The sequence below is a fragment of the Enterobacter cloacae complex sp. P24RS genome (assembly GCF_014982165.1).
Taxonomy (GTDB): Bacteria; Pseudomonadota; Gammaproteobacteria; order Enterobacterales; family Enterobacteriaceae; genus Enterobacter; species Enterobacter quasihormaechei.
Window position 1 is genome coordinate 84,831 of the sequence record NZ_JADCKU010000019.1, and the last position, 18,364, is coordinate 103,194.

Genomic DNA, 18,364 nt, shown 5'->3' on the forward strand with positions numbered 1-18,364 from the left:
GTTTTATTTTAGATCCGCGTCGTCAAAGCTAAAGCCCGTATCCGGCATGATGTAAAAACCGGTCAGCGCTTTATTGTGGGCTGAGACCAGTTTTTCCACCACCAGCGGCACCCACGGCGACTCTTTCCAGATAATGTCCTGTGCTTCTTTGTACAGGCGCGCTTTCTCTTCCGGTTTGGTGGTTTTCAGGGCATCGGCCAGATCCTTATCCACCTGCGGATTGCTGTAGAACGCGGTATTGAACAGCGTTGGCGGCCAGTTCTGGGAAGCGAACAGCGGCGACAGGGACCAGTCCGCTTCGCCGGTTGAAGCCGTCCAGCCGGTGTAGAACATCCGCACGCCGCTCTCTTTCTGCCCTTTGCCTTCTACTTCCGCCGCTCGCTGTCCGGCATCCATCGCCGTGACCCTGGCTTTAATGCCCACCTGTGCCAGCTGCTGCTGGGTAAATTGCAGCACCTTCTGCGCGGTGCTGTGGTTATGCGACGACCACAGCGTGGTGCTAAAGCCGTTCGGATAGCCCGCCTCTTTCAGCAGCTCCCGCGCTTTCGCCGGATCGTACGGCCACGGCTGGTAGCTCTGCGCATACTCGATGGCTGGCGGCATCACGCCCGTCGCGGGAGTGGCGTAACCGGCAAAGGCCACCTTCACCAGCGCCTGACGGTTAATGGCGTAGTTGATGGCTTCGCGCACCTTCGGGTTATCGAACGGTTTCTGCGTGACGTTCATGCTGATGTAGCGCTGCATAATCGACGGGCTGGCCACCAGCTCCAGCTTGCTGTTTTTCGCCAGCAGCGCCGCCTGTTCGTAAGGGATCGGGAAGGCAAACTGCGCTTCGCCGGTTTGCAGCATCGCGGCACGGGTATTGTTGTCCACGACCGGACGCCAGGTGATGGTATCCAGCTTCGGCAGCCCCTGCTGCCAGTATCCGGCGAATTTTTTCACCTTCACAAAATCGGTCTGGTTCCAGGTGAGCAGTTCGTACGGCCCGGTTCCCACCGGGTGGAAGCCAATCTCTTTGCCGTATTTTTTCAGGGCGGCGGGCGAAATCATCGCCGTCGCGGGATGCGCCAGGATATTGATAAACGCCGAGAACGGCTCTTTCAGGGTGATCTTCACCGTCGCCGGGTCAACCGCCTCGGTGCTGGCGATATTTTTATACAGGTTGTAGCGCTTAAGGCCGTTCTCCGGATTGCTGGCACGGTCCAGGTTGATCTTAACCGCCTCGGCGTTGAAGTCGGTGCCGTCCTGGAACTTCACGCCGGTACGGAGCTTAACGGTATAGACCAGCCCATCGTCCGACACGGTATACCCTTCCGCCAGCACGTTTTTCAGCTTCATCTCCCGGTCCAGGCCGAACAGCCCCTGGTAGAAGGATTTTGCCACCGCCTGGGAAAGGGTGTCGTTAGCGTCATACGGATCCAGCGTCGTGAAGTTAGACCCCACCGCCACCACCACGTCTTTCGCCGCGAACGCGGGAGCGGCGGCCAGCGCAGCCGTCACGCTCGCGGCCAGCAGCCATTTACGAGCAACAAAAGGAACCATTGTGTTCTCCTGCCTGTTGTAAGTTATAACCGCGAGAATGCATTGCCCTGACGCGGTGGTGCGACAAAATGACCGGGACCCACCTCACGCAGCGCCACGCGCTCCAGGGTTTCGCCCCGTTTACGAATATTGCTCGGCATGTCGTCCTGCAACAGCACGCGCTGGGCGTGACGATGCTCAGGATCGGCAACCGGTACGGCGGCCATCAGCTTGCGGGTGTAAGGGTGCTGCGGGTTTTCAAACACCGCCCGGCGGGGGCCGATTTCAACAATTTGTCCCATGTACATCACCGCCACGCGATGGCTGATCCGCTCAACCACCGCCATATCGTGGGAGATAAACAGAAACGCAATGCCTAAATCCCTCTGTAAATCGAGCAGGAGATTGATGATTTGCGCGCGGATAGAAACATCCAGCGCTGAAACGGACTCATCCGCAATCACCACTTTTGGATTCAGCGCCAGCGCCCGCGCGATGCAGATACGCTGTCGCTGACCGCCGGAAAATTCGTGGGGATAACGCCAGGCATGCTCCGGCTTCAGGCCCACGCGCTCCAGCAGCCACGCGACGCGGCGCTGCGCGGCTTCACCGTCGAGCAGGTTGTGCACCCGCAGCGGCTCCATAATCGAGTACCCCACCGTATGGCGCGGATCGAGCGACGCATACGGATCCTGGAAAATAAACTGAATATCCCGCCGCACCGCCTGCAATTTACCGTTGGGGAGGGTGTCGATGCGCTCACCGTTGAAGGTGATGCTCCCCTCCTGCGACTCAACCAGCCTGAGCAGCGCCCGCCCGGTGGTGGATTTACCGCAGCCGGACTCCCCCACCAGCGCCAGCGTTTCGCCCGGCCAGAGGTCAAAACTGACGTTTTCAACCGCATGCACTTCGCGCTTCACGCGATTGAGAATGCCGCTGCGCAGCGGGAAACGGGTCACCAGGTCACGCACTTCAAGGATCGGCCTGCCGGGAACCACCGTATTCTGCTCGGTTTCGTCTTCCTGATGGCCCGGTTCGGTCTGGGACATCAGCGGAAAACGGCGCGGATAATCACTGCCATTCATGGCGCCCAGACGCGGGACCGCCGCCAGCAGCGCGTTGGTATAGGGATGCACCGGCGCATGAAAGACCTGCTCCACCGTGCCGGTTTCCACGGCATTGCCCTGATGCATCACCAGCACCCGATCGGCAATATCCGCCACCACCCCCATATCGTGGGTGATAAATATCACCCCCATCTCCATCTCCTGCTGCAACACCTTGATCAGTTGCAGGATCTGGGCCTGAATGGTGACATCCAGCGCCGTGGTCGGTTCGTCCGCAATAAGCACCGCCGGACGACACGACAGCGCCATCGCAATCATTACCCGCTGGCGCATGCCGCCCGAGAGCTGATGCGGATAGCGGGACAACATGGTGTGCGCCTCGGGGATCCGTACCCGCTCCAGCATCCGTTTTGCTTCGCTGAGCGCCTCATCGCCGCTCAGCCCCTGATGCAGGCGAATCGACTCGGCAATCTGCTCGCCCACCGGGAAGACCGGGTTCAGCGAGGTCATCGGCTCCTGGAAGATCATCGCGATATCCGCCCCGCGCACGCCCTGCATCTGGGACGCGCTCAGCTCGTTAAGATCGATAACCTGACGGTTGCGGCGGCGCAACAGCATCTGCTTGCTGGTGATTTGCCCGCCCGTCTGCTCAAGCAGACGCATCAGCGCCAGTGCGGTGACGGATTTACCGGAACCGGACTCGCCGACAATCGCCAGCGTTTCGCCGCGATTGAGCGAAAACGATAAATTCTGGACTGCCGGGATAAACTGCCGCTCTTCCTGAAAGGCAATATTCAGCTGATGAACAGCCAACACTTCCCGGCTGTCCAGCTCTTCACTGTGCGGCACGCAATGCCCCCTTATTCACGATAGATGCCTGTGCTGGGCGCATCTCCGGCATATCCCCACGCACGGTACATCCCTTCACTGTTGAACGGCAGCGCCACGTTACCCTCCCGATCCACGGCAATTAAGCCACCTTCCCCGCCCAGCGCCGGCAGCTTTTCCATCACCACCCGCTCGCAGGCCTCGCTCAGGCTTAAACCGCCGTAATCCATCAGCGCGGTAATGTCGTAGGCCGCCAGCGCGCGGATAAACACTTCGCCGGTGCCGGTGCACGACACCGCCGCGGTAGCGTTATTGGCGTAGCACCCTGCCCCCGGCAGCGGGCTGTCGCCCACGCGTCCGGGAAGTTTGTTGGTCATGCCGCCCGTTGACGTCGCGGCAGCGAGGTTGCCGGCTTTATCCAGGGCCACCGCGCCAACCGTGCCCATTTTGCTGCGCTCATCGAGCGGCGCGGCATGATCCAGCTGCGTCATCCCCGCAGTGCGGGCCTCCAGCAGCTGCCGGTAACGCTCCTCAGTGGAAAAAAGATCGGGCGATACCGTGTCCATCCCGTGCTCAACGGCAAATTTCTCTGCCCCCGCGCCCGCCAGCAGCACATGCGGGCTGTGATCCATCACCAGACGCGCGGCAAGTACGGGATTGCGCAGGCGACTCACGCCCGCTACCGCCCCCGCTTTCAGGGTGATGCCGTCCATAACGCAGGCATCCAGCTCGTGCGTTTCATCTCGCGTGAAGACCGCGCCAATGCCGGCATTAAACAGCGGACATTCCTCCAGCAGGCGCACCGCTTCGGTCACCACATCCAGCGCGCTGTCGCCCGCTTCCAGCATGCGCTGGCCTGTTTCCACGATGGCGTTCAGCGCATCAATGTAACGCTTCTCCTGCTCGGGACTGAGCTGTGCACGGGTGATTGCCCCGGCACCGCCATGAATTGCGATAACCGCTTTACTCATTTCGCATCACCCATCAGCCTGGCTGGCTGCTTTTTCTATAAATATCATTATCGTCGACGAATCTTCAGATGATTTTTGAATATAGAAAGACGCAACTGTGATGTAAAGCGTACACCCATCGGGTCATACAGTTAGCCGCACTTTTCTGCCATAATGAGCGCTTTCGTTGTTACTCCGCAGGAGCCCACCATGGATTTTACCGCCGGACTGATGCCGCTTGAGACGGCACTCTCGCAGATGCTTAACCGCATTACCCCACTGCACGACGTTGAGACGCTGCCGCTTGTGCGCTGTTTTGGCCGTATTGCCGCGCGCGATATCGTCTCGCCGATGAACGTGCCGGGGTTCGATAACGCGGCGATGGACGGCTATGCCGTACGTCTGGTGGATCTGCAAACGGGTCAGCCGCTGCCGGTGGCGGGTAAAGCGTTTGCCGGGCAGCCATTCAACGGTGAATGGCCTGCGGGCACCTGCGTACGCATCATGACCGGCGCGCCAGTGCCAAAGGGCTGTGAAGCCGTGGTGATGCAGGAAGAGACCGAACAAACGGACGACGGCGTGCGTTTTACCGCCAGTGTCAAACCCGGACAGAACATTCGCCTCACCGGGGAAGACATTACCCTCGGCGCGACGGTCTTTGCCGCCGGGCAAAAACTGACCGTCGCTGAGCTGCCGGTGCTGGCATCGCTTGGCATCGCGGAAATTGACGTTGTCCGCAAAGTACGCGTGGCGGTGTTCTCCACGGGAGACGAGCTTCAGCTTCCGGGCCAGCCGCTGCACGAGGGGCAGATTTACGACACTAACCGTCTGGCGGTACACCTGATGCTGGAGCAGCTGGGCTGCGAGGTGATTAACCTCGGTATCATTCCAGACGACCCGGAAAAACTGCGCGCGGCGTTTATCGAGGCGGACAAATCCGCCGACGTGGTCATCAGCTCCGGCGGCGTATCGGTTGGCGAAGCGGATTACACCAAAACCCTGCTTGAAGAGCTGGGCGAAATCGCCTTCTGGAAGCTGGCGATTAAGCCGGGCAAACCGTTCGCGTTTGGCAAGCTTCCGCACAGCTGGTTCTGCGGCCTGCCGGGTAACCCGGTCTCCGCCGCGCTGACCTTCTACCAGCTGGTGATCCCTTTGCTGGCGAAGCTTTCGGGCAACAAGGCCAGCCCGCTGCCGGAACGTCTGCGCGTGCGGGCGGCAACGCGCCTGAAAAAATCACCGGGTCGTCTCGATTTCCAGCGCGGCATTCTGGCGCGCAACGCCGACGGTGATCTGGAAGTGAGCACCACCGGGCATCAGGGTTCGCATATCTTTAGCTCCTTCAGCCAGGGCAACTGCTTTATCGTGCTGGAGCGCGAGCGCGGCAACGTCGAGGCGGGCGAATGGGTTGAAGTGGAACGCTTTAACCACCTGTTCGGAGGCTGACATGACGGTGGAACTGAGCGACCCGGAGATGATGCGCTACAACCGCCAGATTGTGCTGCGCGGGTTCGATTTCGAGGGGCAGGAGGCGCTCAAAGCAGCCAGCGTGCTGGTTGTGGGCCTTGGGGGGCTGGGCTGCGCGGCGGCGCAATACCTGGCTGCGGCGGGTGTCGGCCGCATGACGCTGCTGGACTTCGATACCGTGTCGGTGTCCAACCTGCAACGCCAGACGCTGCACAGCGACGCGACGGTTGGTCAGCCAAAAGTGGAATCTGCACGCACGGCGCTGGCGCGCATCAATCCCAACGTTCAGTTCACCCTGATTGACGCTCTGCTGGATGAAGACGCGCTGTTTGCGCAGATTGCACAGCATGACCTGGTGCTGGACTGCACAGATAACGTCGCCATTCGCAATCAGCTCAATGCGGGCTGCTTTGCCCATAAAACGCCGCTGATTTCCGGCGCGGCCATCCGCATGGAGGGGCAGATTAGCGTTTTCACTTACGCTGAGGGAGCGCCCTGCTACCGATGCCTGAGCCGCCTGTTTGGCGAGAATGCGCTGACCTGCGTCGAGGCGGGCGTGATGGCGCCGCTCGTTGGCGTGATTGGTTCGTTACAGGCGATCGAGGCGATTAAGGTGCTGACGCACTACGGCACCCCGGCAGCGGGTAAAATCGTGATGTACGACGCGATGACCTGCCAGTTCCGCGAGATGAAGCTGATGCGCAATCCGGGGTGCGAGGTGTGTAGTCAGTAAAAAGTCGGGTGGCGGCTTCGCCTTACCCGACCTACAACGGCTCGAACGGCGCCACCCGGCAACAGCAATGCGAACGTAGGCCGGGTAAGCGGCAGCGCCACCCGGCAACAGCATCAAATAGACGTCCGTCCAAACGCCCCCTGCCAGTCCTGCTCAAACTTCACAACCGCCGCATCCACTGCCGGAGAGGTAATAAACTGCTGCGCAACGTCCAGCGGCAGCGTGATGGATTCGCACCCTGCCAGCAGGCAGTCCAGCGCCTGACGTGGTGTTTTGAAGCTCGCGGCGAGCACTTTTGACTGCGGCGCGTGCAGGGTCAGCAGTTGTTGCAGTTCGACCACCGTCTGGATCCCATCTCCGCCCTGCGCGTCCACGCGGTTCACGTAAGGAGCCACATACTCAGCCCCCGCCAGCGCGGAGAACATCCCCTGCGCTGCGCCATATACCGCAGTACCCAGCGTCGGGATCCCTTCTGCTTTCAGCATTTTGATTGCCGCCAGCCCTTCAGCGGTCACGGGCACTTTTACCACCAGGTCGTTAACGATCGCGCGCAGCTTACGTGCGTCTTCCACCATCCCTTCGGCGGTCGTCGCCATTACCTGAGCGAACAGACGGCCCTTGCCGCCCAGCGCGTCGTGCAGCGCGGGCAGCAGCTCTTCCAGGGGCGTTTTCCCTGCCGCCACAATGCTTGGATTGGTGGTCACGCCTGCCAGCGGAAAGATGCGCGCCAGCTTTTTGACTGCCGCAACGTCAGATGTGTCGAGATAAAGTTCCATGATGTCACCCTCAAAATTAGCCTGCACTTACCCTATCACGAGAAAACCTGCTCATGAATTGACCCATATCAAGATAAATTTCATTCGAAAGTAATTTAATCTTCATATGTAATTCGAGGGCAAAAAAATGATCTTCAATGTACAGCGTTACTCCACCCACGACGGCCCCGGTATTCGAACCGTGGTATTCCTGAAAGGCTGCTCGCTGGGCTGTCGCTGGTGCCAGAACCCGGAAAGCCGCTCCCGTACGCGGGACGTACTGTTTGATGCACGGCTGTGCCTGGACGGCTGTGACCTGTGCCAGCAGGCCGCGCCGGAGTGTATTGAACGTGCGCTGAACGGGCTGGTCATCCATCGTGAAAAATTAAGCGAAGAGACGCTCACTGCCCTCACCGACTGCTGTCCGACCCAGGCGCTCACCGTCTGCGGGGAAGATAAGCAGGTGGAAGAGATCATGGCCACCGTGCTGCGCGACAAGCCCTTCTACGACCGCAGCGGCGGCGGGATCACCCTTTCCGGCGGCGAGCCGTTTATGAACCCTGACCTGGCGCACGCCCTGCTTAAGGCCAGCCATGAGCAGGGGATCCACACCGCCGTTGAAACCTGCCTTCACGTACCGTGGCATTACCTCGAACCGTCATTGCCCTTCGTCGATCTGTTCCTCGCCGACCTCAAGCATGTTGATAGCGAGGTGTTTAAACAGTGGACCGACGGTTCGGCCAAACGGATCCTGGACAACCTTAAGCGCCTGGCCGCCGCCGGGAAAAACATCACCATTCGCGTGCCGCTGATCCAGGGCTTCAACGCCGATGAAGCGTCTGTTACCGCCATCACCAATTTCGCCGCCGACGAACTCGGCGTCGAGGATATTCATTTTCTGCCGTATCACACGCTGGGCATGAACAAATACACCCTGCTCGGCCAACCCTACTCTGCCCCTGACAAACCGCTGGATGACCCTGCGTTACTGGACTTCGCACAGCAGTATGCCTGCCAGAAAGGGTTAACTGCGACCTTACGAGGATAAACCTATGACCACCCTGAATCTCAACACCCTCAGCGAGCGCATCAAGGCGCACAAAACGGCGCTGGTGCATATCGTTAAGCCGCCGGTCTGTACCGAGCGCGCACAGCATTACACCGAAATGTATCAGCAGCACATGGACAAGCCGATCCCGGTACGTCGTGCGCTGGCCCTGGCTCACCATCTGGCAAAACGCACCATCTGGATCAAGCACGACGAGCTGATTATTGGGAACCAGGCAAGCGAAGTCCGCGCCGCGCCGATATTCCCGGAATACACCGTCTCCTGGATCGAGAAAGAGATTGACGATCTGGCGGACCGCCCGGGTGCTGGCTTTGCGGTGAGCGAAGAGAATAAACGTATTCTGCATGAGATCTGCCCGTGGTGGCGCGGCCAGACGGTGCAGGATCGCTGCTATGGCATGTTCACCGACGAGCAGAAAGGCCTGCTGGAAACCGGCATCATCAAGGCGGAAGGCAACATGACCTCCGGTGACGCGCACCTGGCGGTGAATTTCCCGCTGGTGCTGGAAAAAGGCCTCGACGGCCTGCGTGCGAAAGTGGCCGAGCGCCGCTCGCGCATCAACCTGACGGTGCTGGACGATCTGCACGGCGACCAGTTCCTGAAGGCGATTGATATCGTGCTGGAAGCCGTAAGCCTGCACATCTCGCGCTTCGCCGATCTGGCGCGTGAAATGGCCGCCACGGAAACCCGCGACAGCCGGCGCGACGAACTGCTGGCGATAGCGGAAAACTGCGACGTCATCGCCCACGAACCGCCAAAAACCTTCTGGCAGGCGCTTCAGCTGTGCTACTTCATTCAGCTGATCCTGCAAATTGAGTCCAACGGTCACTCCGTTTCCTTCGCCCGTATGGACCAGTACCTTTACCCGTACTATCGCCGCGACGTGGAGCTGGACCAGAGTCTTGATCGCGAGCACGCCATCGAGCTGCTGCACAGCTGCTGGCTGAAGCTGCTGGAAGTGAACAAGATCCGCTCCGGCTCGCACTCCAAAGCCTCGGCGGGCAGCCCGCTGTATCAGAACGTCACTATTGGCGGCCAGAAGCTGGTTAACGGCGAGCCGATGGACGCGGTGAACCCGCTCTCTTACGCCATTCTGGAATCCTGCGGCCGTCTGCGCTCCACCCAGCCAAACCTGAGCGTGCGCTACCACGCCGGCATGAGCAACGACTTCCTCGACGCCTGCGTGCAGGTGATCCGCTGCGGCTTCGGGATGCCGGCATTTAACAACGATGAAATCGTGATCCCGGAATTTATCAAGCTTGGCGTGGAGCGCGACGACGCGTATGACTACGCCGCAATTGGCTGCATCGAAACCGCAGTGGGCGGAAAATGGGGCTATCGCTGCACCGGCATGAGCTTTATCAACTTTGCCCGCGTGATGCTGGCGGCGCTTGAAGGCGGTCGCGACGCCACCAGCGGCAAGGTATTCCTGCCGCAGGAGAAAGCCCTCTCTGCCGGAAACTTCGACAATTTCGATGAGGTGATGGCGGCGTGGGATAACCAGATCCGCTACTACACCCGCAAATCCATTGAGATTGAGTACGTGGTGGACACCATGCTGGAAGAGAACGTCCACGATATTCTCTGCTCGGCGCTGGTGGAGGACTGCATCGAACGCGCGAAAAGCATCAAGCAGGGCGGCGCGAAGTATGACTGGGTTTCCGGCCTACAGGTGGGGATCGCCAACCTTGGCAACAGCCTGGCGGCGGTGAAGAAGCTGGTGTTTGACCAGGGCGTAATCGGTCAGCAGCAGCTGGCGGCGGCGCTGGCGGATGATTTCGACGGGCTGACCCATGAGCAGCTGCGCCAGCGCCTGATCAACGGCGCGCCGAAGTACGGCAACGACGACGACAGCGTGGACATGCTGCTGACCCGTGCTTACGAAACCTACATTGAAGAGCTGAAGCAGTACCACAACCCGCGCTACGGCCGCGGCCCGATTGGCGGTAACTACTACGCGGGTACGTCGTCTATCTCCGCGAACGTGCCGTTTGGCGCGGCAACAATGGCCACGCCGGACGGCCGTAAAGCCCACACCCCGCTGGCGGAAGGGGCAAGCCCGGCCTCCGGTACGGACCACCTCGGCCCGACGGCGGTTATCGGCTCCGTGGGTAAACTGCCTACGGAAGCGATCCTCGGCGGCGTGCTGCTTAACCAGAAGCTGAACCCCTCGACCCTGGAAAACGACAGCGACCGTCAGAAGCTGATGGTACTGCTGCGCACCTTCTTCGAGGTACACAAAGGCTGGCATATTCAGTACAACATCGTCTCACGCGAAACGCTGCTGGAAGCGAAGAAACACCCTGACCAGTACCGTGACCTGGTGGTGCGCGTAGCGGGATATTCGGCATTCTTCACCGCCCTGTCGCCGGATGCGCAGGACGATATTATTGCCCGTACTGAGCATACGCTGTAAATATTTGCCGGGTGGCGGCTACGCCTTACCCGGCCTACAAGTCTAAAAACGGCAACCGAGGTTGCCGTTTTGCTTTTACTTTCGAATGAAATTAAATTTGTGCTCCCCGTCACCTTGTTATTAGAATGTTTCAAAACGCAGTGACCCAGGAGCACAGTATGACCGTTAAAGTTATCGTCACCGATATGGACGGAACTTTCCTTGATGATGCCAAGCAGTACGATCGTGACCGCTTCCAGGCACAGTTTGAACAGCTTAACGCCCGCAATATTGAATTCGTTGTCGCCAGCGGCAACCAGTATTACCAGCTCATCTCCTTCTTCCCCGAGCTGAAAGAGCAGATCTCCTTCGTGGCGGAAAACGGCGCGCTGGTCTTCGATCACGGTGAGCAAATTTTCCACGGCGAGCTGACGCGCCATGAGTCGCAGATCGTTATTGGCGAACTACTGAAGGATAAAGGGCTGAACTTTGTGGCCTGTGGGCTGGAGAGCGCCTACGTCAGCGACCAGGCCCCGGACGCCTTCGTGGCGCTCATGTCAAAGCACTATCATCGCTTAAAGCGCATCAGCGATTACCGTGAAATTGACGACGTGCTGTTTAAGTTCTCCCTGAACCTGCCGGACAGCGATATCCCGAACCTGGTCGATAAACTGCATGTCTCCCTGGACGGCATCATGAAGCCCGTCACCAGCGGCTTCGGTTTTGTCGATTTGATTATCCCCGGCCTGCACAAAGCTAACGGCATCAGCCGCCTGCTGAAACGCTGGAAAATCTCCCCGCAGGAGTGCGTGGCTATTGGCGACAGCGGCAACGATGCGGAAATGCTGAAGCTGGTGAAATACGCTTTTGCGATGGGCAACGCGGCGCAAAGCATTAAAGACATTAGCCGCTACAGTACCGACGATAACAACCATCAGGGCGCGCTGAACGTGATTCAGGCCGTGCTCGACAACCACTCTCCTTTCGACGTCTGATCCTTTCCTCGCCGGAGCCTCGCTCCGGCTCCTCACTCTTTTCCCGTCCTGTGGCTTGCGTCAAGTTTTTAAACTTGCATTAACTTATTTTTAACTTAAAGTATCACTTGTAGACATTTTTACTTTCGAATGAAAGATGCGAGGCAGTTATGACCTTTACCAGTGAAACCTTGCCGGCGGACCACAAAGCGGCAATTCGTCAGATGAAACGCGAGCTACGGGCCCAAATTGGCGACGTTCAGGCGGTGTTCGACAGGCTCAGCGACAGCATTGCCACCCGCGTGGCGGAAATCAACGCGCTGAAGAATAAAGGCGAAACCGTCTGGCCGGTAATTCCCTTTGCAGATGTAAAAAACGGCACGATTACCGACGCCCAGCGCGAAGCCGTTAAACGTCGCGGTTGCGCGGTGATTAAAGGCCACTTCCCGCGTGAGCAGGCGCTGGCATGGGATCAGTCGATGCTCGACTACCTCGATCTGAACAAGTTTGACGAGGTGTACAAAGGGCCGGGCGACAACTTTTTCGGCACCTTAACCGCCTCCCGTCCGGAGATTTACCCGATCTACTGGTCACAGGCGCAAATGCAGGCGCGCCAGAGTGAAGAGATGGCGCAGGTACAGTCGTTCCTGAACCGTTTATGGACATTCGAGAGCAACGGCAAGCAGTGGTTCGATCCTGACGTGAGCGTAATTTACCCGGACCGCATCCGCCGTCGTCCGCCGGGAACCACCTCCAAAGGACTGGGCGCGCATACCGACTCCGGCGCGCTGGAGCGCTGGCTGCTGCCCGCTTATCAGCAGGTCTTTGCCCGCGTGTTTGACGGCAACGTCGAGAAATACGATCCGTGGAACGCCGCACACCGTACCGAAGTGGAAGAGTACACCGTGGATAACACCACCAAATGCTCGGTGTTCCGCACCTTCCAGGGCTGGACGGCGCTGTCGGATATGATCCCTGGACAGGGGCTGCTGCACGTGGTGCCGATCCCGGAAGCGATGGCGTACATTCTGCTGCGTCCGTTGCTGGACGACGTGCCGGAAGACGAGCTTTGCGGTGTGGCGCCGGGGCGCGTACTGCCGATTTCCGAGAAGTGGCACCCGCTGCTGATCGAAGCATTAACCAGCATTCCGGCGCTGGAAGCCGGTGATTCTGTCTGGTGGCACTGCGACGTGATCCACTCCGTCGCGCCGGTGGACAATCAGCAGGGCTGGGGCAACGTGATGTATATTCCTGCCGCGCCGATGTGCGAGAAAAACCTCGCCTACGCGAAAAAGGTCAAGGAAGCGCTGGAAACCGGGGCGTCACCGGGCGATTTCCCGCGCGAGGATTATGAGAAAAGCTGGCAGGACCGCTTCACCGTGAACGATCTGAACATTCACGGCAAGCGCGCGCTGGGCATGGCTTAACTGTCGTACAGCCCTTCCCGCTCAACGGCGGTGCGTCGTTTTCCCTGACGTATCCGCCGTACCGATTCCCGCACGGCCAGCGTGCCGTTCAGCAGCAATGTTCCGACCGGCGCGTCCGGGCGCATCAGCCGCTGCTGGAGCATATGCACCGCTTCCGTTCCCAGCTCATCGCGCGGGACATGCACCGCCGTTAAGGGCACATCCTGAATCGCCGCCAGATTAAAACCGTCAATGCTCATCACCGAGACATCCTGCGGCACGCGCAGACCGTGATTTTGCAGCGCGCTGATGGTGCCTGCCGCCATAAAATCGCCGCCCACCAGAAACGCCGTCGGCAGATCTTTCCCTGTCTGCTGGTGAAGCCACTCGCTCACCAGCTGTTCGGTCTCTCTGGCGCTGAAGCTCGGCACCACCAACAGGTCGCGCCTGTCGTTAAACCTGAGATTATGGGCGTGCCACGCGTCGCGGATCCCCGACAGGCGCAGCTCCATGGTGTACCGGCGCAGGCAGAGCACGTTCATCACCTCGCGGTGCCCCATCTCGAACAGGTACGCCGCCGCCCGCTCGCCAATGGCGCGATGATCCGGCGCAACGGCAGGCAGGCGCATGTGGCGGTCCCGGCAGTTAATCAGCATGCAGGGCTTACCCACGTCCACCGCCAGATCGTGGATATGCGGATCGTCGATGCCAAGCAGAATGGCCGCCTGGGTATCCGGCTCGTTCATCCGGGCCAGAAACAGCTGCGCGTCGCTGTCGTTCTCCTCCAGCGCGCAGTAACGCAGGCGAACCTCGTGCGAAGCCAGGCCTTTACCGACGCTCTGGATGACGCGGTAGTAAAAGATGTCGGACCGCTCGTCAAAAGCACGCTGCGGGGCAAAAACCACCAGGCTATTTAACAGCAGACGCCCCGCCGCCATGCCGTCCATTACCCCCAGTTCCCGCGCGCACGCCAGCACCTTCGCCCGCGCCTTTTCGCTGGTGTTTGCCTTCCCCGCCAGCACGCGAGAAACGGTGCTGATGGAGAGCTGGGTGCGGGCGGCGATTTCGGTGATTTTAAGCCTTTTATCCATTTTGTGATCTGGCTCCAGATGTGAAATGAAAAAATTTTCACAACATCTTTGTCAGGTAATAACTTAGCTGAACGCCATAATGCCGAAAAACGAACCTCAGTTATGAGAAAGTTTGCACAAAATCCACTATTCCCTGCTCATTTTCTTTCATAAGGTGAACCTGTCACACAACTTCCATACTAGTTGTATAGCAGCTTAGCACTCTAAAACAGATAACTTTCAACCGCGTAACGCTGTGTGACACCTGAACCCACGTCCCCTACCGTCCGTCTTGTGGAGAAGAAAATGAGTCAGGACATCAATAACACCGTTGCGACAAGCAAAACCCGTCGCGTCATTAAGAACCTGCGCTGGTATGTACTGGTGCTGTTTCTTCTTGGCGTGACCGTTAACTACATCACCCGTAACTCGTTAGGTATTCTCGCCCCTGAGCTGAAGGAGAGCCTTGGTATCACCACCGAGCAGTACTCCTGGATCGTCGGCGCGTTTCAGATTGCCTACACCATTTTCCAGCCCCTGTGCGGCTGGCTGATCGACGTTATCGGCCTCAAGATTGGCTTTATGGTCTGCGCCGGGATCTGGGCGCTGATGTGTATCTTCCACGCGGGCGCCGGAAGCTGGCTGCATCTCGCGATCCTGCGCTTCTTTATGGGTGCTTCTGAGGCTGCCGCCACCCCAGCGAACGCCAAAACCATCGGTGAATGGTTCCCGAAATCAGAGCGTCCCGTTGCCGCCGGCTGGGCGGGCGTGGGCTTCTCCATTGGCGCGATGCTGGCCCCGCCTATCATCTACTTTGCCCACGCCTCGTTTGGCTGGCAGGGCGCGTTTATGTTTACCGGCGTGCTGGCGCTGCTGTGGGTGATCCTCTGGTGGGCGTTCTACCACAACCCGGAACAGCACCCGAACCTGAGCCGCGACGAGCTGGCGTTTATCAAGCAGGATAACGAACCTGCGCCGGTCAGGCTGCCCTTTCTGACCGCGCTGAAAACCGTCTCGAAGAACAAACGCTTCTACGGTATTGCCATTCCGGCCTTTATGGCGGAACCGGCCTGGGCAGTGCTGAGCTTCTGGGTGCCGCTGTACCTCGCTAAAGAGCACGGCATGGATTTAAAGCAGATCGCGATGTTCGCCTGGCTGCCGTTCCTGGCCGCCGACCTCGGCAGCGTGGCGAGCGGCTACCTTACCCGGCTCTACACCCGCTGGTTCGGCTGCTCCCGCGTCAACTCGGTGGTGGCCAGCTCCGTCACCGGCGCGTTCCTGATGATTTCGCTGGCCATCGTCGCCGTGACTCGCGACCCGTATATCACCATCGTGCTGATCTCCATCGGCGGCTTCGGGCACCAGATTATCTCCTGCATGCTGAGCGCGCTGGTGGTGGAGTCCTTTGATAAGGGCCAGATGGCGACCGTCAACGGCATGCGCGGCTCGGCGGCGTGGATCGCCAGCTTCCTGTTCTCCCTGTTAATCGGGGTGACCGCCGACAAAATCGGCTTCAACCCGCTCTTTATCGCCATGGGGTTCTTTGACCTGATTGGCGCTCTCTTCCTGGTGGCATTTATTGCTGAACGTCGCGCCAAGCGCGCCTGATAGTGGATGTATTGCATATGAAAACCCTGAAAAACTGGACCGTCGATACGCAGTCTGCGAATCATCTGGAACTGCTGGTGGATAATCAGCACCGCCTGTGCCTGTACGTGCTGGAACAGAACCTGTTCCGCGTGCTAATCAAACGCAAAGGCGAGCTGGCGCTGGACCGCACCTGGAGTATCGCCCCGGAACAAGACGTGCCGTGGGAAGGCCGCCGTCGTGACGATATAAGCGGTTTCTCCTGCCCGGCCTGGACCCTGACGCAGCAGGATGACACGTTAACGGTGGAAACCGAGAAGCTGCGCGTCACCGTCCACCAGCCCCTGTGGCTGGAGTGGCACTACCGCAATGATGCGGGCGAATGGCAGCCGCTGGTCCAGGATCGCCCGACCAGCGCCTACCTGCTGGATGCCCACGGCGACGGCGTGGCGCACTATCTCAGCCGCCGCAAGGACGAGCGTTTCTACGGGCTGGGCGAGAAAGCGGGTGATTTACAGCGCAACGGCAAACGCTATGAGATGCGTAACCTGGACGCGATGGGCTACAACGCCGCCAGCACCGATCCGCTGTACAAGCACATCCCGTTCACCCTCACCCGCCGCGATGACGTGAGCTACGGCCTGTTCTACGATAACCTGAGCAGCTGCTGGCTGGACCTGGGTAACGAGATCGACAACTATCACACCGCCTATCGCCGCTGGCAGGCGGAAGCGGGCGATATCGACTACTACCTCTTTACCGGCAAGCGCGCGCTGGACGTCACCAAAGCCTTCGTTCGCCTGACGGGGAAAACGCTGTTCGGGCCGAAATGGAGCCTGGGCTACAGCGGCTCGACCATGCACTACACCGACGCGCCGGACGCCCAGAACCAGCTGATGAACTTCATCCGCCTGTGCGATGAGCACGCCATTCCGTGCGACTCGTTCCAGCTCTCCTCCGGCTATACCTCGATTAACGGCAAGCGCTACGTTTTCAACTGGAATTACGATAAGGTGCCGCAGCCGAAGGAGATGAGCCAGGCATTCCACGATGCGGGGCTGAAGCTTGCGGCCAACATCAAGCCGTGCCTGTTGCAGGATCATCCCCGCTACGGCGAAGTGGCGGAACGCGGCCTGTTCATTCGTGATTCAGAAACCGATGCGCCTGAACGTTCAAGCTTCTGGGATGACGAAGGCTCGCACCTCGACTTCACCAACCCGCAGACGGTGCAGTGGTGGCAGAACGGCGTGACCACGCAGTTGCTGGAGATGGGCATCGACTCCACCTGGAACGATAACAACGAGTACGAAGTGTGGGACGGGGAAGCGCGCTGCTATGGTTTCGGCAAGGAGATTGCCATCAAGCACATTCGTCCGGTGATGCCGTTGCTGATGATGCGCGCCTCGCTGGAAGCGCAGCAGCGTTTTGCGCCGGAGAAGCGTCCGTATCTGATCTCCCGCTCCGGCTGCGCCGGGATGCAGCGCTACGTTCAGACCTGGAGCGGCGACAACCGCACCAACTGGGACACCCTGCGCTATAACATCCGCATGGGGCTGGGCATGAGCCTGTCCGGGCTGTTCAACGTCGGTCACGACGTGGGCGGTTTCTCTGGTGATAAGCCGGACGCCGAGCTGTTCGTGCGCTGGGTGCAGAACGGCGTGATGCATCCGCGCTTCACCATCCATTCCTGGAATGACGATCGCACCGTGAACGAACCGTGGATGTACCCGGGCGTGACCCCTGCGATCCGCAGCGCCATTGAACTGCGCTATCGCCTGCTGCCGTATCTCTACACCCTGCTCTGGCAGGCGCACGCCGACGACGAGCCGATGCTGCGCCCGACCTTCCTCGATCACGAGCACGACGCGCAGACGTTTGAAGAGTGCGATGACTTCCTGCTGGGCCGCGACCTGCTGGTGGCAAGCGTCGTCGAAGCCGGGCAGCGCAAGCGCCGCGTCTGGCTGCCGGACAACGACACCGGCTGGTACGATTTTTACACCCACGCGTGGTTCGCCGGCGGCCAGTCGATCGTTCTCGACGCGCCGCTGGAAAAACTGCCGCTGCTGGTGCGCGCCGGGGCCGGTTTGCCGCTCAGCGATCGCATCCGTCACATGAGCGCCGATAAAGACGATACCCGTGAGCTGAAGCTGTTCCCGGTGAAAGGCGTCGGCACCACCACAGGGATGCTGTTTGAAGACGACGGCGAAAGCTGGGGCTACCGGAACGGCAACGCGCTGTGGGTGGAATGGGAGATGATTTGTGACGGATCAACCATCAACCTGAAGGTGAATGCGCGCGGTGACTATCGTCCGGCGTGGAAAGTGCTGAAGGTGTCATTACCGGCGGGGGAAAAACGTACGCTGCGGGTGAACGGGATTGAAGGGAGCGAGTGGGTGCTCTGAACATTGCCGGGTGGCGGCTTCGCCTTACCCGGCCTACAAAGTCGCCCGTAGGCCCGGTAAGCGAAGGGTATGAACCGGAAACATGGGTAACACTTTAGACCGGATACATGGGTAACAGTTATAACTGGCATAGAAGAGGAGAC

Annotated in this window: 13 protein-coding genes; 8 read left to right on the forward strand and 5 right to left on the reverse strand. The window is 59.5% G+C overall.

Annotated elements, in window-relative coordinates; genetic code table 11:
- Nucleotides 1-3: 3 nt before the first annotated feature.
- Genes gsiB through iaaA form a run of 3 tightly spaced genes read right to left on the reverse strand, consistent with a single transcriptional unit; the run spans nt 4 to nt 4,387 of the window.
- The gene (gsiB, locus tag INF58_RS18280) at nt 4-1,542 is read right to left on the reverse strand and encodes a glutathione ABC transporter substrate-binding protein GsiB (RefSeq protein ID WP_112792545.1); all 1,539 of its coding nucleotides are present in this window, start codon (nt 1,540-1,542) and stop codon (nt 4-6) included.
- A gap of 23 nt (nt 1,543-1,565) precedes the next feature.
- On the reverse strand, nt 1,566-3,437 hold the full coding sequence (gene gsiA, locus INF58_RS18285; protein ID WP_107534996.1) for a glutathione ABC transporter ATP-binding protein GsiA: 1,872 nt from the start codon (nt 3,435-3,437) through the stop codon (nt 1,566-1,568).
- 11 nt (nt 3,438-3,448) lie between these two features.
- A complete protein-coding gene (gene iaaA, locus INF58_RS18290; protein WP_193528250.1) occupies nt 3,449-4,387 on the reverse strand; it encodes a beta-aspartyl-peptidase in 939 nt (312 codons plus the stop codon).
- A 189-nt stretch (nt 4,388-4,576) separates the two neighbouring features.
- On the opposite strand from iaaA, the gene moeA reads away from it, so the two are divergent.
- On the forward strand, nt 4,577-5,809 hold the full coding sequence (moeA, locus tag INF58_RS18295; RefSeq protein ID WP_193528251.1) for a molybdopterin molybdotransferase MoeA: 1,233 nt from the start codon (nt 4,577-4,579) through the stop codon (nt 5,807-5,809).
- A gap of 1 nt (nt 5,810) precedes the next feature.
- Nucleotides 5,811-6,563, forward strand: coding sequence for a molybdopterin-synthase adenylyltransferase MoeB (moeB, locus tag INF58_RS18300; RefSeq protein ID WP_193528252.1), 753 nt, complete (start codon nt 5,811-5,813; stop codon nt 6,561-6,563).
- Between the two features lie 113 nt (nt 6,564-6,676).
- On the opposite strand, the gene fsa is transcribed toward moeB, so the two are convergent.
- Nucleotides 6,677-7,339: a fructose-6-phosphate aldolase gene (gene fsa / locus INF58_RS18305; protein ID WP_063866200.1), complete on the reverse strand. Its 663-nt coding sequence runs from the start codon at nt 7,337-7,339 to the stop codon at nt 6,677-6,679.
- Between the two features lie 127 nt (nt 7,340-7,466).
- Between fsa and INF58_RS18310 the strand changes: the two genes are divergently transcribed.
- The 4 genes from INF58_RS18310 (at nt 7,467) to INF58_RS18325 (ending at nt 13,183) form a co-directional block, all read left to right on the forward strand.
- A complete protein-coding gene (locus INF58_RS18310; RefSeq protein ID WP_193528253.1) occupies nt 7,467-8,366 on the forward strand; it encodes a glycyl-radical enzyme activating protein in 900 nt (299 codons plus the stop codon).
- A 4-nt stretch (nt 8,367-8,370) separates the two neighbouring features.
- Nucleotides 8,371-10,803, forward strand: a complete 2,433-nt coding sequence (locus INF58_RS18315) for a formate C-acetyltransferase/glycerol dehydratase family glycyl radical enzyme (RefSeq protein ID WP_193528254.1) — start codon at nt 8,371-8,373, stop codon at nt 10,801-10,803.
- A gap of 158 nt (nt 10,804-10,961) precedes the next feature.
- Nucleotides 10,962-11,777, forward strand: a complete 816-nt coding sequence (locus INF58_RS18320; RefSeq protein WP_112792553.1) for a Cof-type HAD-IIB family hydrolase — start codon at nt 10,962-10,964, stop codon at nt 11,775-11,777.
- 149 nt (nt 11,778-11,926) lie between these two features.
- The gene (locus INF58_RS18325) at nt 11,927-13,183 is read left to right on the forward strand and encodes a DUF1479 domain-containing protein (protein ID WP_131636234.1); all 1,257 of its coding nucleotides are present in this window, start codon (nt 11,927-11,929) and stop codon (nt 13,181-13,183) included.
- On the opposite strand, the gene INF58_RS18330 is transcribed toward INF58_RS18325, so the two are convergent.
- A complete protein-coding gene (locus INF58_RS18330; RefSeq protein WP_193528255.1) occupies nt 13,180-14,253 on the reverse strand; it encodes a LacI family DNA-binding transcriptional regulator in 1,074 nt (357 codons plus the stop codon). The genes INF58_RS18325 and INF58_RS18330 overlap by 4 nt on opposite strands.
- Before the next feature lie 285 nt (nt 14,254-14,538).
- On the opposite strand from INF58_RS18330, the gene INF58_RS18335 reads away from it, so the two are divergent.
- A complete protein-coding gene (locus INF58_RS18335; protein ID WP_107534987.1) occupies nt 14,539-15,840 on the forward strand; it encodes an MFS transporter in 1,302 nt (433 codons plus the stop codon).
- A 17-nt stretch (nt 15,841-15,857) separates the two neighbouring features.
- Nucleotides 15,858-18,221, forward strand: coding sequence for a TIM-barrel domain-containing protein (locus tag INF58_RS18340; RefSeq protein ID WP_193528256.1), 2,364 nt, complete (start codon nt 15,858-15,860; stop codon nt 18,219-18,221).
- The last annotated feature ends 143 nt before the right edge of the window (nt 18,222-18,364 follow it).